This window comes from Tropicimonas aquimaris (genome assembly GCF_042676185.1).
GTDB lineage: Bacteria > Pseudomonadota > Alphaproteobacteria > Rhodobacterales > Rhodobacteraceae > Tropicimonas > Tropicimonas aquimaris.
This window is the reverse complement of the sequence record NZ_JBHTJT010000050.1, coordinates 66,026-85,084: the sequence shown is the minus strand read 5'-3', so window position 1 is coordinate 85,084 and position 19,059 is coordinate 66,026. Positions and strand designations below refer to the sequence as shown.

Sequence of the window (19,059 nt, the reverse complement as noted above, 5' to 3'; positions counted from 1 at the left end):
GGATCGCGCGGATATTCAATAACGCAAGGCCCCTGACGGGGGCGTTATCCGATAACGCCCGGCCGATATTGCCCGATTTCGCGGTTTGGCCGGATGGTCGGGTCACACCGCCCGTGGACCTGTCCGCAGGCTTCGCACCGCCCGAACAGATCAGGAGCACACCATGTTCAAGAGCATTGCCGCAACCGCCCTTTCCGCAACCCTCGCGCTGGGTGTCATTGCGCCCACGCCGGCCGCCGCGCAGGGGATCGACCAGAACAACCTGCTCAAGATCCTGCTCGGAATCGGCACCGTCGCGCTGATCGCCAAGGCCGTGGACGAGGCCCGCGATGACGACGACGACAAAAAGGAGGTTCATATCCACCGCGACGTCACCAAGGTGATCGAACGCCCGGCGCCCACGCGCAATGTCGTGGTCCAGCCGCAGCCGCGTCGCGTGATCGTCCAGGAGCCGAACCGCCGTGTCGTGACCCGCGAACCCGTGCGCAAGCCCGGCCGCGTTGAAGAGGTGCAGCGCGTCATCCCTGGCGCCTGCCAGCGCACGTTCCGCGTCGACGGCGACAACCGGGTGTTCCTGACCCGCAACTGCCTTGAGAGCGAAGGCGTCCGCACCACGAGCCTGCCGAACCAGTGCGAGCGCATTCTCGACATGCCGGGCGACGTCCAGAACCGCCGGGTCTGGAACCGCGGCTGCCTGGAGAGCAACGGCTACCGCATTCGTTGAGGCCAGGGCGCCGGCCGGTACAAGGCCGGTTCCCGGGAGCAGGGCGCGGGCGACAACCTGCAAGCCGCGCCAGACTGGCGGGGGGCACGCGCCTCCCGCCATTTTTCGTCTTGCGCCCGGCGGCGTGGTGGCGAGGGTGGGGCGATGTCGACACCGGACCTGTCATTCGAGATTGCCGCCTGGGAGGGCGGCGCGCGCTGCGTTGCGGGCGTCGACGAGGTCGGGCGCGGCCCGCTGGCCGGCCCGGTGACCGCCGCCGCCGTGGTGCTGGACAGGGCCGCGATCCCCGCGGGCCTGAACGACAGCAAGATGCTCTCCGCCCGCCGCCGAGAGGTGCTGGCCGAGGCGATCCTGGCGACGGCGCAGGTGGCGATCGTCCATGTGGACGTGGAGGAGATCGAGCGGCTGAACATCCTCGGCGCGGCGCAGCTCGCGATGGTGCGGGCCGTGGAGCAGCTCAGCCCCGTTCCCGACCTTGCGCTCGTCGACGGCAACCGTCTGCCGGCCGCGCTGCCCTGCGCCGGGCAGACGCTGGTCAAGGGCGATGCGCGCTGTCTGTCAATCGCCGCGGCCTCGATTGTGGCCAAGGTGGCGCGCGATCGCATCATGGTGGATTTGGCGCAACAACACCCCGGCTACGGCTGGGAACACAACGCCGGATACCCGACTCCGGAGCACAAACGGGCGCTTCAAAATCTTGGTGTGACCCCACATCATAGACGTTCCTTCGCGCCCGTCCGCAATATCTTGTATCAAGGGAAATCGCCAAGCCCTTGATTCAATAAAGAATTTGACGGCGATTCGCCGATGAATCATTCTGTCTTCAACACGACGCCCACCAAAAACAGGGCGCGGGACAGAGGCAGACATGATGAAAACGACGACGAAAGCAGCGGCTCCGACGCTGCCGCTGAACACGATCCTTGCCGGTGACTGCATCGGGGAGATGAAAAAGCTCCCCGAGGGCTCCATCGATCTCATCTTTGCCGACCCGCCCTACAACCTGCAGCTCAAGGGCACGCTGCATCGCCCGGACAATTCCATGGTCGACGCCGTGGACGATGCTTGGGACAGCTTTTCCTCCTTCGCTTCCTACGACAGCTTCACCGAGAAGTGGCTCGCCGAGGCGCGGCGCCTGCTCAAGCCTGACGGGGCGATCTGGGTGATCGGCTCCTACCACAACATCTTCCGCGTCGGCTCGCGGATGCAGGATGCGGGTTTCTGGATTCTCAACGACGTGGTCTGGCGCAAATCCAACCCGATGCCGAACTTCCGCGGCAAGCGGCTGACCAACGCCCACGAGACGATGATCTGGGCCAGCAAGTCCGAGAACGGCAAATACACCTTCAACTACGAAGCGCTGAAGTCGCTCAACGAGGGCGTGCAGATGCGCTCCGACTGGGTCCTGCCGATCTGCAACGGCCACGAGCGGCTCAAGGACGCCAAGGGCGACAAGGCCCACCCGACCCAGAAGCCCGAAAGCCTGTTGCACCGGGTGCTCGTGGGCACCACCAACCCCGGCGACGTCGTGCTCGACCCGTTCTTCGGCACCGGCACCACCGGCGCGGTGGCCAAGATGCTCGGCCGCGACTTCATCGGCATCGAGCGCGAGGCCGGTTACCGGAAGGTTGCTGAGGCGCGGATTGCCAATGTCCGACGGCTGGAGCGCGAGGCGCTGCAGGTGACGACTTCCAAGCGCGCCGAGCCGCGCGTGCCCTTCGGCCAGTTGGTCGAACGCGGCATGCTGCGCCCGGGCGAAGTCCTGACCTCGCCGAACGGCAAGGCGGCCAAGATCCGTGCCGACGGCACGCTGATCGCCAATGACACGCGGGGATCGATCCACCAGGTCGGCGCCGCGCTCGAGGGCGCCCCCTCCTGCAACGGCTGGACCTATTGGCACTTCAAGCGCGACGGCAAGCCTGTGCCGATCGACGTGCTGCGCCAGCAGATCCGCGCCGAAATGCAGGTCCGCCCCTCCTGAAATCCTGACATTCCGAAGTTACCGCCGGTGCCTGTGGCCTGACACGAACGGCACCTACTGGCCCCGCCTTGTCTCAAGGCGGGGCATTTTTGGTTTCGGCGGGTCGGATCAGGCGGGAATGCCGGGGACGACGCTGCGGCGGATCTCGGCGCCGTCGCGGCCGGGCGGAGCGCCGAACATGCGGCGGTACTCGCGGCTGAACTGCGAGGGGCTTTCGTAGCCGATGGCAAAGCCGATCTGCGAGACGTCGGCCCCCTCCGCCAGGAGCAGCCGGCGGGCTTCCTGCAGGCGCAGCTTCTTCTGGAATTGCACCGGTGTCATCTGCGTGGCAGCCTTGAAATGGCGGTGGAAGGTCGCCGCACTCATGCCGGCCAGCCCCGCGAGGTCCGGCACGTTGAGCGTTTCGGTGAAATTCTCCCGCACCCAGGCGATGGCCCGTCCGATCCGCGCCGTTCGGCTGTCTGCCAGCCCGATCTGACGCAGCATCGACCCGTGCGGTCCGTTCAGCAGGTGCCAGACGATCTCGCGCCGGATCATCGGCGCCAGCACCGGGATGTCCTGCGGCCGCTCGGCCAGCGCCATCAGCCGTTCCATCGGGTCGATCAGCTCTTCCGCAAGGGGCTGCACGTTGAGCGCCGTAGGCTCGGGGGCGGCGGCGGGCTCGGCGCGGGCCTGTTCCAGCAGCAGTTCGGCGACGCAGCCCGGGTCGATGTCGAGCACGGCGGCGATATAGGGTTTCTCGGGCGAGGCATCGACGATCTCGGCCCGGATCGGCACCTCCAGCGACGTGATCAGGCATTTCCCCTCGTCGTAGCGGAAGCTGCGATCTCCGAGCTGGCTGACCTTGGCTCCCTGCAGCACGATGCAGAGCGAGGGGCGGTAGACTCCGTGGATCGGCCCCATCGGCGCTTCGGTTACCGCGAGCAACAGACCGGGTAGCGGGGTTTCGCGGCCGTGGGCTTGCCAGAGCCCGAGGGCGCGCGATTTCAGGGTGTCGAGGCGTGCGTTTTCCATGGTGTCAGGCTACCCGATTGCGCGCCTCATGACAGGGCGATGTTCGCCGATTGAGAGGATCGTGCAGGATTTCGCGAGGATCGGCGTGGCGGGCGAGGGGCCTCGTGACCCAGATAGGGGTCATGCCGCGGCCGCCCCGGGCCCGGCAATTTCTTGAGAGGATGTTATCATGCGCTACCGTCGCCTCGGCCACAGCGGCCTTTTCGTCTCCGAGCTTTGCCTCGGAACCATGACCTTCGGCGGGTCGGATGACATGTGGGGCCAGATCGGCCAACTCCAGCAGGAGGATGCCGACAGCCTCGTTCGCACCGCGCTCGACGCCGGCATCAACTTCATCGACACCGCCAACATCTATGCCACCGGCAGAAGCGAGGAGATCCTCGGCCAGTCGCTCCGCAACCTCGGGGTCGCCCGCGAGGACGTGGTGATCGCCACCAAGGTGCACGGGCCGATGGGCGAGGGGCCGAACGCGCGGGGCTCGTCGCGCGGGCATATCATGGATCAGGCCAAGGCCAGCCTGAAGCGGATGCAGATCGACCATATCGATCTCTACCAGATCCACGGCTTCGACCCGGCGACCCCGATTGTCGAGACGCTGGAGGCGCTCGACACGCTGGTCCGGCATGGGCATGTCCGCTATCTCGGCCTGTCGAACTGGGCCGCCTGGCAGATCGTCAAGGCCGTGGGCATCGCCGAGGCCCGGCAACTCGCGCCGATCGTGTCGCTGCAAGCCTACTACACCCTTGCCGGCCGCGATCTGGAGCGGGAGGTGGCGCCGGCGCTTCTGTCCGAAGGCATCGGTCTGATGGTCTGGAGCCCGCTCGCGGGCGGTTTCCTCTCCGGCAAGTTCGACCGCGATGGCAAGACGGCTGAGGGCCGGCGGGTCAATTTCGACTTCCCGCCGATCGACAAGGAACGCGCCTATGACGCCATCGAGGTGATGCGCGAGATTGCCTCCGCCAAGGGCTGCACGGTGCCGCAGGTCGCGCTCGCCTGGCTGCTGCACCAGAAGGTGGTGACCAGCGTGATCCTCGGCGCGAAGCGGGTCGACCAGCTGACCGACAACATCGGCGCCGCCGACGTCTCGCTCTCCGCCGAGGACCTGGCGGCGCTCGACGCGGTGACCCGGCTTCCTGAGGAGTACCCGGGCTGGATGCTGGAACGTCAGGGCGAATACCGCGCCCACATGATGGAAGACGAGCGCGGCTAACGCGGCATTGGCGTGGTGCCGAGCTTGTAGGGCGTCCAGTCCTCGATCTCGGGATAGAACTGGCGGCGCCACGCCCGCACGCGCGGGTTCATCCGGCGCCGCCAGAGCGGCGGCACCATCGCGACGAACCCCATGACCGGATAGCCAAATGGCAGCTGCGGCGCCTCGTCGGTACTGTAGCTTTGGAGTAAGGGGAACCGGCGCGCGGGCTTGTAATGGTGGTCGGAGTGCCGCTGCAGGTTGATCATCAGCCAGTTGGTCGCCCGGTGCGCGGCGTTCCAGCTGTGGCGCGGCTGGACGTGCTCGTAGCGACCGTCGCCCAGGTGCTTTCGGGTCAGCCCGTAATGCTCGACGTAGTTGACCAGCTCGAGCTGCCAGATCGCGACGAAGGCCTGCCAGAGAAAGAACCCGAGCCCCGCCCATCCGCCGATCAGCAGCGCCGCGCCGAGGAATCCGGCCTGTAGCAGGGCATAGCGCCAGAAGGGGTTCGACAGGTCGTGCCGGGGCCGCCCCTTGCGGGCAAGCAGCGCCGCCTCGGCTTCGAAGGCAGAGCGTGGGCAATCGCGCAGCACTCGGGCGAAATACCGGTGGAAGCCTTCGTTGTATCGCGCGGTGACCGCGTCGCGCGGAGTGCCGACATAGCGATGGTGCACCAGCAGGTGCTCGGTCCGGAAGTGGCTGTAGAGCGCCGAGGCCATCAGGATGTCGCCCAGCCAGCGTTCAAGGCGGTTGGATTGGTGCATGAGTTCGTGGGCATAGACGATGCCTGTGGTGCCGGCGACAAGCCCCATGCCGAAGAACACGGTGATCTTCTCGGTGAGATTGAGATGTTCGGCGTCAGGCACATAGGCCAGCAGGCCGAACAGCAGGCAGACCTGAATCGGAGCCCAGATCAGGGTGATCAACCGATACCAGAAGAGGTCGCGGTCGCCCGTCTCCGGGTCGGCATTCTCCTCGTAGAGTCCGGTCAGCAGGTCGAGGAACGAGAAGAGGCCCCAGGCATAGAGCGGCAGCGAGGCCACCCAGATCCCGCCGCGCGTCGCCGAAAGAATGGCCAGCGGCACGATCAGCAGCGACAGCCAGAACGGCGCCGCCCTCCGGAACTGCGCAACCTGTTGAGCGGGTATCATCTCCAACCTCCGCTGGGGCCTGTGCCCCGTCGCGCCGCAGCCTAAGCCTGGCCGCGGCCCGTTTCAAATGCGACCGGTTTGCCCTGACGCAAGGTCCCAGACCTTGCGCATCACCGTCGGCAGGGAGGATGGGCGGAACTCGTGCCGGTCGACGAAGCTGCCGCGGTCGGGGAGGGCGTCGGCGGGCACCTCGGCCAGCAGCACCGCAAGCCGCAGGTGGAAATGGGTGAAGGTGTGTCGGACCTCGCCCCCAAGCGGGCGCCAGTCGGCTTCGAGCGGCGGCGCCGGGCTCGGCGCGTCGTTCCACTCGGTGCCGGGCCAGCCAAGCATGCCCCCCAGCAGCCCGCGGTCGGGCCGGGTCTCCAGCAAGAGCGCCCCGTCTGACCGGCGCACGACATAGGCGATGCCCTGGCGGATGGGCTTGGGTTTCTTCGGGGTCTTGCGGGGAAGCTCCGCGGCGCGTCCGGTGGCGCGTCCGGCGCAGCCCGCAATCAGCGGGCAGATCCCGCAGGCCGGCGACGTCGGGGTGCAGATCGTGGCGCCGAGGTCCATCATCGCCTGCGCATGATCGCCCGGGCGCCTTGCGGGCGTCAGCCGGCCGGCGAGTCGCGTGAGTTCCGGCTTGGCCGCGGGCAACGGCGTGTCCACGTCGAAGAACCGCGCCACCACCCGTTCGACATTGCCGTCCACGACCGTTTCCGGGCGGTCGAAGGCGATCGCGGCGATGGCGGCGGCGGTATAGGGGCCGATGCCGGGCAGATCGCGCAAGGCGTCGGCCTGGTCGGGGAATTGCCCGCCGTGATCGTTGGCCACAGCGCGGGCGCATTTCAGCAGGTTGCGGGCGCGGGCGTAGTACCCAAGCCCCGCCCACTCGGCCATCACGTCGCTGTCCTCGGCCGCCGCCAGCGCTTCCACTGTCGGCCAGAGCACGAGGAACCGCAGGTATTTCTCCCGGACGGCGGCCACGGTCGTCTGTTGCAGCATCACCTCCGACAGCCAGACCCGGTAGGGATCCGTCACGGCGCCGTCGCGGCGCGCCAAGGGCGAGACCCGCCATGGCAGGTCCCGCGCATGTACGTCGTACCAGTCCAGCAATGCCGTGCCGGCCTTGCTCGCGATCTCGTCACGCAATCTTTATGCCCCCGTCCACTGCGCCTCTGGCCCCTGCCGGGCCAGTGGGTAAGATAGGTGCAACCAGAGCAGAAGTCAGGCCATGACCCCGCGCACGACCGATCCGACCAAACCCAGCCGACGGATGCGCGGCTTCGAGCGGACCTCGAGCCTGCTCGGCACCCGCATTCGACAGGCGACCGAGAAGCGGGGTTTCTCGGAATCGCGGCTGCTGACCCATTGGGCGGAGATCGTCGGGGAGGAGATTGCCGCGGTGGCACGGCCGGTTTCAGTCGGCTACGGCAAGGGCGGCTTTGGGGCGACCCTGACGGTGCTGACGACAGGCGCGCATGCGCCGATGCTCCAGATGCAGGAACCGCGCCTGCGCGAGAAGGTCAACGCCGTCTACGGCTATGCCGCGATCTCGCGCATCCGCATCACGCAGACTGCGCCCACTGGCTTTGCCGAAGGCCAGGTGCAGTTCGAAACGGCCCGGAAGGCTGCGCCGATCGTGCCGGACGAGGGATGCCGTCAACGCGCGGCCGAACTGGCGGACGGGGTGGCCGACGACACGCTCCGCAAGGCGCTGGCGTCCCTCGGAGCGCAGGTTATCAACAGAAAAAAGAGACAATCGGAGACACCCGAATGAAACGTTACCTCTCCATGGCGGCCGTAGCCGCCGTCGCCGCGACCGGCGCCGGATACTGGATGAGCCAGCAGGCCAGCACGCCCGTCAGCATGGCGGACCTCGTGCCGGCAGCGAATGCCGCAACGGGCTCGGAGATCGTCGAGATGTCGATTGGCAACCCGGACGCTTCGGTCAAGGTGATCGAATACGGCTCCTTCACCTGCGGCCATTGCGCCAATTTCGAGCAGACGGTCTTTCCGCAACTGAAGCAGGATTACATCGACACCGGCAAGATCCAGTTCACCTACCGGGACGTCTATTTCGACCGCTACGGCCTCTGGGCCAGCATGGTCGCGCGCTGCGATCCGATGCGCTACTTCGGCGTGCAGAACCTGGTTTTCGAGGACATCTCCGCCTGGACCAACGGCGAGCCCGCCGAGGTTGCCGACAACCTGCGCCGGATCGGACGCCGGGCCGGGCTGACCGACGATCAGGTCAACGCCTGCATGCAGGATGCCGAGAAGGCCCAGTCGCTCGTCGACTGGTGGGAAGCCAACGCCAAGGAGCACGACATCAACGCCACCCCGAGCTTCATCATCAACGGCGAGAAGTACTCGAACATGAGCTACGCGGATTTCTCGAAGCTCCTCGACGAGAAGCTGGAGGAGTGAGCTGAGCCTCAGCCGAGCCGGGCGGTCAGGGCGTCGAGCGGCGCCCAGTCGTCCAGTTCCAGCCGAACCGGAACGGTGAGCACGTTCCGCCTGAAGGACGCCGGCATCCGCACGGCGTCCTTTTCCGTTGTGACGAGCTGTGCGCCGAGCAGCTTCGCCTCGGCCTCCAGCCTCGAGATCAGCGCCGGGGTAAGTGGCTGGTGATCCTCCAGCGCCTCGGCGCGCAGGATCTCCGCGCCGAGCCCGCGCAATGTGGCAAAGAACTTCTCAGGGTGGCCGATCCCGGCGAAGGCCAGCGCGCGCAGCCCGTCCCAGTCCATCCCGGTGGCCAGCGGTTTCAGAGCGCCCGTTGCATGGGGCAGGCTGGCGCGGGCCACCGCATTGCCCCAGAGATCGCGAAACCGAACCTGCATTGGCTCGGGGCCGATGCTGAGCAACAGGTCGCCGCGCGGCAGGCCGGTCGCCACCGGTTCGCGCAGAGGCCCTGCCGGGATGCAGCGGCCGTTGCCGAACCCATGCGCCGCATCGACGACGATGATGGAGGCGTCCTTGGCGACCGCGGGGTTCTGGAACCCGTCGTCGAGCAGGATCCGCCGCGCACCGGCATCCTCCGCCGCGCGCACCCCGGCGGCGCGGTCGCGGGCGACCCAGACCGGGGCAAAGGCCGCGATCAGCAGCGGCTCGTCGCCCACCTCGTCGGCGCTGTGATTGTTCGGGTCCACCTGCACCGGGCCGGCCAGGCTGCCGCCGTGGCCACGGCTGACCACATGGGTGCCGTTTCCCAGCCGTTGGGCCAGCGCGATGACGGTCGGGGTCTTGCCGGTGCCGCCGGCGTTGAGATTGCCGATGCAGATCACAGGGATTCCCGCGCGGTGGCCCTCGCAGCGCGACAGCCGCCGTGCGGTGCCGGCCGCATAGAGCCCCCCCAGCGGAGCAAGGAGCCGCGCCTGCCAGCCCGGAGCGCTCGGCGGATTGTGCCAGAAGCCGGGCGCGCGCATCAGCTGGCCCGGTTCCGGATGGCCGAGCTCAACTGCGTTGCGAGGCGTTCCACGACCTGCACGCCTTCGGAGGCGACGTCCCAGGCGCCAAGCGCCAGCGACGCGGCGGTTTCGGGCGAGAGTAGCTCCACCACCGCCTGACCGAGGGTATCGGGGTTGGCGATGCGGTAACAGGCACCGGCGGACTCGAGCCGGGCCAGCGTTTCAGCCTGGCTCCCGCCTTGCGGGCCGGCAATGATCGCGGAGCCGAGCGTTGCCGGGTCCAGCGCATCAGGCACGTCGGCGCCGAGCAGGGTGCCGCCAAGGAAGGTCACCGGCGCAAGCCGGTAACAGAGCCCGAGTTCCTCGCGGAGGTCGACGATGAAAACATCCGTGGTGCCTTGCGGGTCCTCGCCGGCGTCCCGGCGGGCCACGTTCCAGCCCAGGCCCGTCAGGTTGCGGGCAAGTTCTGGGCCGAGGTGGTCGGCGACCGGTACGAGGATCAGCAGCAGCCGGTGCGCGCTGCGCAGCGCCTGCGCATGGGCGCGGAGCACCGCGTCGATCTCCGGGGCGGCGGGGCAGGCGGCGAGCCATACGGGGCGTGTCTGGAGCGCGGAGACCAGCGCCTCGCGCTCATATTCGACGCAGGGCGGCGGCGAATGGATCCGGGTCAGTGGCCCGGTAACCTCGATCCGCGCCGGAATCGCGCCGAGCGAGCGGATCGCTTCGGCCTGTCCGGAATCGGTCGCGAAGATCCGGTCGAACAGACCGAGCAGGCGCCGTTGCAGGTTGCGCGCGCGGGTTCCCTCGGGTGTCGGCGCAACCGCGTTCTGCAGGAACAGCGGAATGGCCCGGCGGGCGCAGGCGTCGAGCAGAAGCGGCTGGTCGACGCTGCCGATCCAGATCGCCGCGTCGGGCATCCAGTGGTCGAGGAACCGATCCACCGGCCTGCGGGTGTCGATGGGCGGGTGCTGGTGCAGGATGGCGTCCGCTGGTGTGCCTGCGGGCAGGGCGGGGGCGCTCTCCGCGGTCAGCAGGATCGCCGGTCCGTCGAGGTCATCGTCGAGCCGGTCGCGCAGGGAGAGCAGGGCGGCCGGGTCGATCCCGTCGGGCGCATGGACCCACAGGAGCGTGCCGCGCGGACGGCTGCGCTCGGTCCGGCCCAGCCGCTCGGCGGCGGCGCGGCCTTCCTCGCCTCCGCGCTGTGCTTCGATCGCGAGCCTGCGCGCCAGCGCCGGCCCGTGCAGACGGGCGCGCAGCCGGGGGATCGTCAGCGCGTCCAAGGGGGCCGGCTCAGCCCAGCTCTTCGGTCGAGGAGGCTTCGGCTTCCTCGTCCCGCAGGCGATGGATGTGGGCGATGAAGTAGCGCATGTGGGCGTTGTCGACCGTCTTCTGCGCGTGTTCCTTCCAGGCGTCATGCGCCGAGGCGTAGTTGGGGAACATGCCGACGATGTGGATGTCGTCCACGTTCTTGAAAGCGGTCTTGGACGGGTCGACCAATTCGCCGCCAAAGACGAGGTGAAGGCGCTGAACCATGGAATCCTCCGGGCCTGAATGATGTTTCGCGGCACCCTAGACGGAACCGCCCGTCCGTCAAGCCAAGCTGGGCCTGCGTATCGTCGCGGCGGGCGGTCAGATGGTGGCGCGGGCGTTCAGCCGCTCGATCATCTCGCCATGCACGCCGGGGCTTGCGCACACAACGCCGCTGGCCTGCCTGCGAAGGCTGTTGAAGACCAGTGGCCGGCCGGTCCGGTCGGAAACCCGCGCGCCGGCCTCCTCGGCGATGAGGCTGCCGGCGGCGATGTCCCATTCCCAGCTGTCGCGCAGGGTGAGCATTGCGTCGAACCGGCCCTGACCGACGAGGCTCAGCCGATAGGCAAGCGAGGACCGGAAGTGCCGGGTGACGGGCGGCAGCCCGCCGGGCCAGTGGGCCGCTTCCAGCGTCGGGTGCGCGGCGAGGATGTCCGCGCCCATCAGCCGCTCGCGCTGGCTGGCATGCAGCGGGCGGTCGTTGAGCCTCGCGCCGCCGCCGCGCTCGGCGGTGAAGAGCCGCTGCAGCATCGGCAGGTAGACCACCGCCGCCGTCACTTGCCCGGCGGCGACCACCGCCAGCGAATGCGCCCAGGTGCGGTGCCCCTCGGTGAAGGCGCGGGTGCCGTCAATCGGATCGACCACGAAGGTGCAAGGACGAGCAAGGCGGGAGCCGGGCTCGTCCTCGCTCTCCTCCGACATCCAGCCATAGTCGGGTCGCGCCCCGGTCAGCCGCGCCCGGAGCATCCGGTCGACCTCCAGGTCGGCCTCGGTCACCGGGCCCTGGCCAGCGTCCTTTTCCCAGACTGCATGATCGGTGTGGAAATGGCGGCAGGCGATCTCTCCCGCCGCAACCGCTGCGTCGAGCAGCAGCCGGAGGTCACTCCCCGGCAAGCGTCAGCCCCTCGACCAGAAGCGACGGCACGACCCGCGACAGGTGCGGGCGCGCGTCGTTGGCGGGCACGATCCGCTTGAGCATCTCGCGCAGGTTGCCGGCGATGGTGCATTCGTTGACCGGCCAGGCGATCTCGCCATTCTCGACCCAGAAGCCGGAGGCGCCGCGCGAATAGTCGCCCGTCGTGGGGTTGATCGTGGAGCCGATCATCGAGGTCACCAGCAACCCGCGCCCCATCTGGGACAGCAGGTCGTCGCGGCTGGCGCTGCCCTGGGTGAGCGCGATGTTGGAGACGGACGGCGCGGGCGGGGCCGAGGTGCCGCGCACCGCGTTGGCCGTGCTCTCCAGCCCCAGCTTTCGGGCGCTGGCGAGGTCGAGCACCCAGCCCTGCAGGATCCCGTCGCGCACGATCTCGCGCTCGTCGGTGGGCAGGCCCTCGGCATCGAAAAGCCGCGAGGCCGGGCCGCGCTTGCGCCGTGGCTGTTCGGTCAGCGAGATCCCGTCGGGCAGCACCTGCTCGCCCACGGCGTAGCGCAGCCAGGAGGCGCCGCGCACGATGGCCGCGCCGTTGATCGCACTGAGCAGGTGCCCGACCAGCGACGAGGCAATGCGCTCGTCGAACAGCACCGGAAAGGTGCCGGTGGGGGGTCTGCGGGCGCCGGCCCGGGCCAGCGTGCGCTCCGCCGCGATCCGCCCGACCTCCTCTGGGGAGGGCAGGTCGGCGCGGTGCGAGCGGCTCTCGCCGTAGTAGTCGCGCTCCATCGCCGTGCCCTCGCCGGTGATCGCGATCGTGTAGAGCGCCGAATCGGTGCGCGTGTAGCCGCCGGAAAAGCCGTTGGTCGTTGCCAGGTGCACACGCCTGCGGCCATAGCCGGCGGAGCAGGAATTGACCCGGGTGATGCCCTCGTGCGCCAGCGCCGCGGCCTCGGCCTCACGGGCGGCGCGCTCCATGTCCTCGGGCAGGGGCTCGCCTTCGGGGTCGTCCATGTCGAGGATTCTGCAATCTCTGTCCGTGGCGAGCTGCGACGGATCGGCAAGCCCGACGCCCGGATCCTCCGGCGCTTCGCGGGCCATGGCGACGGCCCGCTCGGCCATCTCGGTCAGCGTCTCCGGCGTAACCGAGCTGGAGGAAACGCAGGCCTGCCGCTTGCCCAGGATCACCCGCAGGCCGACCTCGATCCCCTCCGACCGCTCCGCCTGCTCCAGCGCGCCGCCGCGCACGTCGATGCTGATCGAGGTGCCGTCGATGGCGATCGCGTCCGCGGCCTCCGCGCCAGCCTTGCGCGCGGCCGCAAGCAGGGCCTCGGTGAGCGTGTCGAGTGGTTTGTCCATCGGGGTCCTCGCAAGTAGCAACACCGTCAGGAGCTAGGGCGGAACGCCCGGGCGTGCAAGCGGCTTGCCGCCTCGGCAGAGGTTGAATGCGCAGGATCGCTTCGCATATTCACATTCGCCCCGGTACAGGAACGAAAAGGAGTCACACCCCATGCGGTCTGTCCTGCGCGTTGCCCTTGTGATGATGATCCCGGTTCTTGCCGCCACCGCGCCCCCCGCGGCCGCCCAGATCCGCCCGCCCGAGAGCGCCGCCGAGATGCAGCTCTCGTTCTCGCCCGTGGTCAATCGCAGCGCTCCCGCGGTGGTGAACATCTATGCCTCCTGGGTCAGCGAGCGCCGCGCCAGCCCCTTCGCGAACGATCCGTTCTTTTCGCAGTTCTTCGAGGGCTTCGGCCAGAGCGTGCCGAGGGTTCAGAACTCGCTCGGCTCCGGCGTCATCGTCGCCTCCGAGGGGATCGTGGTCTCCAACTACCACGTGGTGCAGGAAGCGACCGACATCCGCGTGGTGCTCGCCGACCGGCGGGAATTCGACGGCGAGGTCCTGCTGAGCGACCGCGACGCCGACATCGCGGTCATCCGGTTGCAGGGGGCAGAGGATCTGCCGGCGCTGGACTTCGCCGATTCCGATGCGGTCGAGGTGGGCGACCTGGTGCTCGCCATCGGCAATCCGTTCGGTGTGGGCCAGACCGTCTCCAGCGGGATCGTCTCCGCCACCGCCCGCGCCTCCTCGGCGCTGCGCAACGGGCCGGGCTATTTCATCCAGACCGACGCGCCGATCAATCCCGGCAACTCGGGCGGCGCGCTGGTCGACATGTCGGGGCGGCTGCTCGGCCTCAACACCTCGATCCTCAGCCGCTCGGGCGGGTCCAACGGCATCGGCTTCGCGATCCCGTCGAACCTCGTGCAGCGCTACGTGGAACAGGCCCGCGAAGGGCAGGAGGATTTCGTGCATCCCTGGGCCGGGATCGCGGTGCAGCCGGTCGACGGCGACCTTGCGCTCGCACTCGGGCAGGATCGCCCCGAAGGCGTTCTGGTGTCGGAAATCCATCCCCAGAGCCCCTTTGCCCTGGCCGGGCTTCAGCCGGGCGACGTTGTGCTGACCATCGGCGGCCTGCCGGTCAACGCAGAGGCCGAGCTGGAATACCGCCTGCTGACGCAGGGTTTCGGTGACCGGTTGGTTGTTGGGTTCCTGCGCGACGGTGAGGTTCAGGAGATCTCGGTCGAGGTCGGGCCTGCGCCGGATGGCGGGCAGGTGGAGCCGGTGCGGATCGGGGGCGACAGCCCGCTCGCCGGACTGCTGGTGGCCGAGGTAACCCCGCGACTGATCGAGGAGCTGGACCTGCCGCTCTCGGCTTCCGGCGTGATCGTAGTCCGTACCGACGGCCCCTCGGCTCGGCTCGGCCTGCGTCCGGGCGACGTGCTCCGCCGGGTGAACGGCGTGCCGATCGAAACTGCGGCGACGGTCTCCGAAGCCAGCCTTGCCAGATCCCGCCAATGGGACTTCGAAATCGGACGCGGCAACCGCACATTGCGCCTGCAATTGCGGCGTTGATTGCTCGGACGTTCTTGCCAATCCCAGAGCCTTGCGGGATACTTGGGGTCATGAGCACGTGTATGGCTCGGCACACGTCGGGTCGCGAGGGGACAGTCATGAGTTGGAAAGCATCCGCCGCAGTTGCCGCGCTGGCCCTGTCGACAGGGACTGCCGGTGCAGTGACGTTCCAGGGGGAGTTCTGGGACACCGGAGCTTTGACCGGGATCGCGGATGCGCAAGCGGCCATCGCGGCTTCGCCCAAGGCGCTCTTCACGTCCAGCGGGATCGATTACCCCAATGGGGATCTGAATACCCTTCGCTCCAGCAGCGCGACCGTCGGCCAGTTTCTTGGCGTCGACGCAGCGTCGCTCACCGGCTCCGCATCCACCTCGCTCGCGACTTCCGTCTTCCGGTTTACCGGCCAGATCTATCTCAGCGGTGGGTCCCAGACGTTCTCGGTCTCGTCCGACGACGGATTCTGGCTCGACGTCGATGGCATTCGCGTCGCCGATTTTGGGAGCAATCGCGGGTTTACCACGACCACGGTGATCGACAGCAGCTTCGCAGCCGGCTTTCACGATTTCGAGCTTGTCTACTGGGAAAACGCCGGATCGGCGGGGATTGAGGCCGCACTGAACGGCGCCACGCTAGAGCCGGTTCCTCTCCCAGCGAGCCTGTCGCTCGCCCTTGCGGGCTTTGCCGGGCTGGGTGTCGCCGCCCGCCGCCGGACGCGCCGCCGCGCCTGACACCCCCGACAAAGACCGCCCCAGACCGGGTGGCAGGGAGGCATTCCAAACCCGGCATGGACGACGGCCCGGTCTCGGGCTAACACGTCCTGAGACGCCGGCGGCCCGGCTCGCCCCGCCGCCGGTCCCGATTTCCGGAGATGTGCCTTGCCCCCATTGCCCGGCTCTCCCGGCGAGTTGCGCCGCCTGACCGAGATTTCCACCATCCTGCTCCGCTACGGCTTCGGGGATTTCCTGCGCTATGCGGGCATCGACCGCGTGGTGGAAAAGGCCGGCGAGGTGCTTCACCGGCAGGACAGTGGTCGGATGGGCGATTTGCCGGCGCCGGAGCGGATGCGGCGGGCGCTGGAAGAGATGGGACCGACCTTCATCAAGCTCGGCCAGATCCTGTCGACCCGTGTGGACCTTCTGGCGCCCGAGTACATCCGCGAGCTGGAAAAGCTCCGCGACCACGTGCCCACGCTTCCCTTCGACGAGTTGGTGGTCGAGGTCGAGGCGGAGCTGGGTCGTCTGCTGAAGGAGGTCTTCGAGCGGGTCGACATCGTGCCGCTCGCCGCAGGTTCGATCGCGCAGACCCATCGCGCCCGGCTGTCGAGCGGCGAGGAGGTGGTGATCAAGATCCGCCGCCCCGGCATCCGCGGCGTCATCGACGCCGATCTGCGGCTGCTCACCCGCATCGCCCGCTTCGCCGCCCGCCGTTTCGAGGATGTCGCGCGGTTCCAGCCCGAGGCGATCATCCGCGAGTTTGCCAACTCGATCCATTCCGAACTCGACTTCGCCATCGAGGGCCGCAACGCCGAGACCATTGCCAAGGCCTTCGAAGACGACCCCGCGATCTCCACGCCCAGGGTCTATTGGGACTGGACCAGCGAGATGATGAACGTGCAGGCCTTCATCGACGGCGTTCCGGGCAGCGACCGGGAGGCGGTCGACGCCGGCGGGTTCGACAAGCGGCGGATCGCGCGGCGGGGCGCCGACGCGGTGCTCAAGATGATGTTCGAGGACCGGTTCTTTCATGCCGATCCACATCCGGGCAACGTGTTCTACCTGCCGGGCGACAAGCTGATTTTCATCGATTTCGGCATGGTCGGCCAGCTCAGCCGCCAGCGGCGCGACGAGATGGTGGACCTGCTGCACGGCATGGTGGAGCGGCGTGCCGACAAGGTGACGGAGATCCTGCTCGCCTGGGCGGATGCCGACGAGCGGCAGAACCTTGCGCTCGAGGGCCGGATCGACGCCTTCATCGACCGCGTACACGGCGTGGCGCTCGAGCGGCTCGACATCACCGCGCTCACCCGCGATCTCTTTGCGGCGATGCGGGACCACAACCTGACGCTGCCGTCCGACCTTACGCTCATGGCCAAGGCCTTTGCCTCGCTCGACGGCATGGGCCGGCAGCTCGATCCGGAATTCGACATGGTGGCGGTGGCGCAACCGTTCCTGCAGCGGCAGATGCTCCAGCGCTACGCGCCGGACCGGCTGGCGCGCAAGGTGCGCGACGGCGCGGCGGAAGGGATCGAGCTGGTGACCGGTCTGCCGCGCGATCTGCGCAAGCTGCTTCAGATGGCGCAACGGGGCCGCTTGACGCTCGGCATCGACGTGCAGCGGATGGAGCCGCATGTCGACCGGTTCGACCGGGCGGTCACAAGGGTCTCCATGGCGATCGTGATCGCCGCCCTGATCATCGGCTCCTCGCTGGTGATGAGCGTCTCCGGCACGCGGCTGCCGGTGGGGCTCTCGGTCTTTGCGATGCTGGGGTTCGCCGCCTCGGTCGTCGGGGGCTTCTGGCTGGTCTACAGCACCTGGCGCTCGGGCGGCCGGCGCTAGGCGCAGGCCCGGCCGGTGCGCAGCAAAAAGCCCTGCCGGCGGGCGGCAGGGCTTGGGCTTTCAGGCTGTCGGGGCCGGATCAGAACGGCAGCGGCGCTCCGTTGATCGTCAGCGTGCCGCTTCCGTCGATGGCGATCTCCGAGACCAGTTCGTCCGGCCCGGCGCCGGGCCTCGCGAACATGCCGGTCATCATCCGCACCATCATCACCTGTTCCTGCGGGATCAGGCCCATCCGGGTCAGGTTCTCCAGCAGCGCGTTGCCGCCGACCAGCTTGAGGTTGGCCTTGCCCTCGGGGCGGGGCATGCCGTCGAAGGTGGTGAGGTCGCTGTTGTCGAAGGTGAAGGCGCCGTCGCCGGTGAGTTCCGCGCCGCCGAGGTCGAGCCGCAGCTCGTTCAGCGCCACTTCCTCGACCTCGCCCGGCATCGCCGCGGCCATCATCGCCTCTTCGTCAAAGATATCGACCAGCCAGCGCGCCTTGCCGCCGAGATCGAGGATCAGCGTCGCCGGGTCGCGTGGCAGCACCGCGGCCGGGTCGAACATCGACCAGATCTCCTCGCCGAGGCTCAGGTTCTCGAGCGCCACCCGGAGCGCGAAGGGCGCGGGCGCGTCGCTCTGCTGCACCGGGATCTCGAAGGTGGTGGCGCTGCGGTCGATCTTGGCGGTGACCTGCGGCATCGGGATCTGGCTGCCGGAGATGGTCAGGTCGGCGCCTTCGTAGGCCACGTCGTAGACCATGCGCTCGGCATCGAGCGAGAAGCGCGCCTGGCCGCCGGTCAGGCTGCCGCTGGCCTGGACGGTCTCGGCTTCGTCCTGCAGATCCATGGTGAAGGTGACCGGGCCGTAGGTGCCTTCGCCCGAGGTCGCGAACCCTTCGGCCAGCATCTTGGCCATGTCGTCGCTGTTCGACAGGTCCATGTTCTGGCCGCTGGTGGAGGTGGCGATGTCCTGAGCGGTCGCCTTGAGCGCCATGGTCCCCGCGCCTTCGGGGTCCTGCATGTCGAGCACAATGTCGAACGAGGTGGCGGTGAAGGCCGACTCGATGGTGCCTGGCGCCGCGCCAGTGGTCGAATAGCTGCCGTCGAGCCCCGCGAGCGTCATCACGAGCTGCATCGGCAGGGCTTCGTCGTTGATCATCAGCTCGGTGACCTCGGCCGACATCGTCGGCGAGGCAACGGCGAACGCGGTGCCGCCGTCCGCGTCGCTGGCGGTGATCTGCGTGCCATCCTGCGTCAGCATCAGCGTGAGATCGACCTTGTCGCCGACCTCGTCGATGCCGGAGACCACGATCGGAATCGTCTCGGACATGGTGATCCGGACGCTGCCGTCGGATTGCTCGGCAAGAGCGACTTCCTCGATCGTGCCCTCGACCGTCATGTCATCGGACTTGGACGCCACGGTGACGCCGCTGAGGGTCAGCGTGCCGTCCATCATGGCTTCGCCGGAAGTAGTCAGCGTCTGGCCGTAGCTCTCGGTCGCGGCCTTCCAGTCCTCCCAGGCCTGTTGTGCCGTCAGGCTCCAGCCTGCATCGGGCGCGGCAAAGAGAGCAGCAGCGGAGACCCCGCCCAAAATCCATTGTTTCATGAGGAAACACCCTTCCCTTGGAAATCATTCGCCGCGACTCTCTGCGAGCGCCTTGAGAGGGTCAAGGGGCGGCGCTGCGCCTTGCTGCGGTTGGTCGCGAATAGAGGGGCCCGGTAACGGCGACGTGACGGAAAGCCGGCCGGTCAGTCGCTTTCGCCCTATAGTCCG

Annotated in this window: 18 protein-coding genes; 9 read left to right on the top strand and 9 right to left on the bottom strand. The window is 68.2% G+C overall.

Translation table 11 applies throughout. From position 1 onward, the window contains the following. Positions 1 to 163 precede the first annotated feature (163 nt). From ACFQ2S_RS20815 to ACFQ2S_RS20805, 3 genes are all read left to right on the top strand, one after another. Complete coding sequence (locus tag ACFQ2S_RS20815) at positions 164 to 724, top strand: hypothetical protein (protein ID WP_386077501.1); 561 nt, start codon at positions 164 to 166, stop codon at positions 722 to 724. Between the two features lie 144 nt (positions 725 to 868). Continuing rightward, a complete protein-coding gene (locus ACFQ2S_RS20810) occupies positions 869 to 1,501 on the top strand; it encodes a ribonuclease HII (protein ID WP_386077498.1) in 633 nt (210 codons plus the stop codon). Positions 1,502 to 1,595: 94 nt separating this feature from the next. Then, entirely contained in the window at positions 1,596 to 2,705 is a 1,110-nt protein-coding gene (locus ACFQ2S_RS20805; RefSeq protein WP_386077638.1) for a site-specific DNA-methyltransferase, read from the top strand. Positions 2,706 to 2,813: 108 nt separating this feature from the next. Here ACFQ2S_RS20805 and ACFQ2S_RS20800 read toward each other — a convergent pair whose 3' ends face one another. Continuing rightward, positions 2,814 to 3,719 carry an AraC family transcriptional regulator gene (locus ACFQ2S_RS20800; protein WP_386077495.1) on the bottom strand — a complete coding sequence of 302 codons (906 nt, stop codon included), beginning with the start codon at positions 3,717 to 3,719 and terminating at the stop codon, positions 2,814 to 2,816. Between the two features lie 169 nt (positions 3,720 to 3,888). Between ACFQ2S_RS20800 and ACFQ2S_RS20795 the strand changes: the two genes are divergently transcribed. Next, a complete protein-coding gene (locus tag ACFQ2S_RS20795) occupies positions 3,889 to 4,929 on the top strand; it encodes an aldo/keto reductase (protein ID WP_386077492.1) in 1,041 nt (346 codons plus the stop codon). Here ACFQ2S_RS20795 and ACFQ2S_RS20790 read toward each other — a convergent pair. Continuing rightward, positions 4,926 to 6,059, bottom strand: coding sequence for an alkane 1-monooxygenase (locus ACFQ2S_RS20790; RefSeq protein WP_386077490.1), 1,134 nt, complete (start codon positions 6,057 to 6,059; stop codon positions 4,926 to 4,928). The genes ACFQ2S_RS20795 and ACFQ2S_RS20790 overlap by 4 nt on opposite strands. Before the next feature lie 63 nt (positions 6,060 to 6,122). Beyond that, positions 6,123 to 7,190 carry an A/G-specific adenine glycosylase gene (gene mutY / locus ACFQ2S_RS20785; RefSeq protein ID WP_386077487.1) on the bottom strand — a complete coding sequence of 356 codons (1,068 nt, stop codon included), beginning with the start codon at positions 7,188 to 7,190 and terminating at the stop codon, positions 6,123 to 6,125. Positions 7,191 to 7,272: 82 nt separating this feature from the next. Here mutY and ACFQ2S_RS20780 point away from each other — a divergent pair, with 82 nt between their 5' ends. Further along, on the top strand, positions 7,273 to 7,818 hold the full coding sequence (locus tag ACFQ2S_RS20780; protein WP_386077484.1) for a DUF721 domain-containing protein: 546 nt from the start codon (positions 7,273 to 7,275) through the stop codon (positions 7,816 to 7,818). Further along, the gene (locus tag ACFQ2S_RS20775; protein WP_386077481.1) at positions 7,815 to 8,468 is read left to right on the top strand and encodes a DsbA family protein; all 654 of its coding nucleotides are present in this window, start codon (positions 7,815 to 7,817) and stop codon (positions 8,466 to 8,468) included. Before ACFQ2S_RS20780 ends, ACFQ2S_RS20775 begins: the two co-directional genes overlap by 4 nt. An 8-nt stretch (positions 8,469 to 8,476) precedes the next feature. Here the strand turns inward: ACFQ2S_RS20775 and lpxK are convergent, their stop codons facing one another. The 5 genes from lpxK to ACFQ2S_RS20750 form a co-directional block, all read right to left on the bottom strand. Continuing rightward, positions 8,477 to 9,466 (bottom strand): tetraacyldisaccharide 4'-kinase, encoded by a 990-nt coding sequence (gene lpxK, locus ACFQ2S_RS20770; RefSeq protein WP_386077479.1) that lies wholly within the window; start codon positions 9,464 to 9,466, stop codon positions 8,477 to 8,479. Then, positions 9,466 to 10,728, bottom strand: coding sequence for a 3-deoxy-D-manno-octulosonic acid transferase (locus tag ACFQ2S_RS20765; RefSeq protein ID WP_386077477.1), 1,263 nt, complete (start codon positions 10,726 to 10,728; stop codon positions 9,466 to 9,468). The genes lpxK and ACFQ2S_RS20765 overlap by 1 nt, the downstream gene beginning before the upstream one ends. A 10-nt stretch (positions 10,729 to 10,738) precedes the next feature. Continuing rightward, a complete protein-coding gene (locus tag ACFQ2S_RS20760; protein WP_386077475.1) occupies positions 10,739 to 10,981 on the bottom strand; it encodes a DUF4170 domain-containing protein in 243 nt (80 codons plus the stop codon). Between the two features lie 96 nt (positions 10,982 to 11,077). Beyond that, entirely contained in the window at positions 11,078 to 11,869 is a 792-nt protein-coding gene (locus ACFQ2S_RS20755) for an inositol monophosphatase family protein (protein WP_386077472.1), read from the bottom strand. Next, the gene (locus ACFQ2S_RS20750) at positions 11,856 to 13,202 is read right to left on the bottom strand and encodes a TldD/PmbA family protein (protein WP_386077470.1); all 1,347 of its coding nucleotides are present in this window, start codon (positions 13,200 to 13,202) and stop codon (positions 11,856 to 11,858) included. The genes ACFQ2S_RS20755 and ACFQ2S_RS20750 overlap by 14 nt, the downstream gene beginning before the upstream one ends. Before the next feature lie 151 nt (positions 13,203 to 13,353). Between ACFQ2S_RS20750 and ACFQ2S_RS20745 the strand changes: the two genes are divergently transcribed. The 3 genes from ACFQ2S_RS20745 to ACFQ2S_RS20735 all read left to right on the top strand — a co-directional run bounded on the left by ACFQ2S_RS20745 (position 13,354) and on the right by ACFQ2S_RS20735 (position 17,309). Further along, positions 13,354 to 14,754 carry a trypsin-like peptidase domain-containing protein gene (locus ACFQ2S_RS20745; protein ID WP_386077468.1) on the top strand — a complete coding sequence of 467 codons (1,401 nt, stop codon included), beginning with the start codon at positions 13,354 to 13,356 and terminating at the stop codon, positions 14,752 to 14,754. Positions 14,755 to 14,852: 98 nt separating this feature from the next. Beyond that, on the top strand, positions 14,853 to 15,482 hold the full coding sequence (locus tag ACFQ2S_RS20740; protein WP_386077465.1) for a VPLPA-CTERM sorting domain-containing protein: 630 nt from the start codon (positions 14,853 to 14,855) through the stop codon (positions 15,480 to 15,482). Positions 15,483 to 15,629: 147 nt separating this feature from the next. After that, entirely contained in the window at positions 15,630 to 17,309 is a 1,680-nt protein-coding gene (locus ACFQ2S_RS20735) for an ABC1 kinase family protein (RefSeq protein WP_386077462.1), read from the top strand. 79 nt (positions 17,310 to 17,388) lie between these two features. Here the strand turns inward: ACFQ2S_RS20735 and ACFQ2S_RS20730 are convergent, their stop codons facing one another. Continuing rightward, complete coding sequence (locus ACFQ2S_RS20730) at positions 17,389 to 18,891, bottom strand: DUF2125 domain-containing protein (RefSeq protein ID WP_386077459.1); 1,503 nt, start codon at positions 18,889 to 18,891, stop codon at positions 17,389 to 17,391. Positions 18,892 to 19,059 lie beyond the last annotated feature (168 nt).

Bases quoted from the DNA above. Each gene is read 5' to 3' on its own strand.
- ACFQ2S_RS20815 (WP_386077501.1), top strand. From the start codon at position 164: ATGTTCAAGAGCATTGCCGCAACCGCCCTTTCCGCAACCCTCGCGCTG.
- ACFQ2S_RS20810 (WP_386077498.1), top strand. From the start codon at position 869: ATGTCGACACCGGACCTGTCATTCGAGATTGCCGCCTGGGAGGGCGGC.
- ACFQ2S_RS20805 (WP_386077638.1), top strand. From the start codon at position 1,596: ATGAAAACGACGACGAAAGCAGCGGCTCCGACGCTGCCGCTGAACACG.
- ACFQ2S_RS20800 (WP_386077495.1), bottom strand. From the start codon at position 3,719: ATGGAAAACGCACGCCTCGACACCCTGAAATCGCGCGCCCTCGGGCTC.
- ACFQ2S_RS20795 (WP_386077492.1), top strand. From the start codon at position 3,889: ATGCGCTACCGTCGCCTCGGCCACAGCGGCCTTTTCGTCTCCGAGCTT.
- ACFQ2S_RS20790 (WP_386077490.1), bottom strand. From the start codon at position 6,059: ATGATACCCGCTCAACAGGTTGCGCAGTTCCGGAGGGCGGCGCCGTTC.
- ACFQ2S_RS20780 (WP_386077484.1), top strand. From the start codon at position 7,273: ATGACCCCGCGCACGACCGATCCGACCAAACCCAGCCGACGGATGCGC.
- ACFQ2S_RS20775 (WP_386077481.1), top strand. From the start codon at position 7,815: ATGAAACGTTACCTCTCCATGGCGGCCGTAGCCGCCGTCGCCGCGACC.
- lpxK (WP_386077479.1), bottom strand. From the start codon at position 9,466: ATGCGCGCGCCCGGCTTCTGGCACAATCCGCCGAGCGCTCCGGGCTGG.
- ACFQ2S_RS20760 (WP_386077475.1), bottom strand. From the start codon at position 10,981: ATGGTTCAGCGCCTTCACCTCGTCTTTGGCGGCGAATTGGTCGACCCG.
- ACFQ2S_RS20750 (WP_386077470.1), bottom strand. From the start codon at position 13,202: ATGGACAAACCACTCGACACGCTCACCGAGGCCCTGCTTGCGGCCGCG.
- ACFQ2S_RS20745 (WP_386077468.1), top strand. From the start codon at position 13,354: ATGCGGTCTGTCCTGCGCGTTGCCCTTGTGATGATGATCCCGGTTCTT.
- ACFQ2S_RS20740 (WP_386077465.1), top strand. From the start codon at position 14,853: ATGAGTTGGAAAGCATCCGCCGCAGTTGCCGCGCTGGCCCTGTCGACA.
- ACFQ2S_RS20730 (WP_386077459.1), bottom strand. From the start codon at position 18,891: ATGAAACAATGGATTTTGGGCGGGGTCTCCGCTGCTGCTCTCTTTGCC.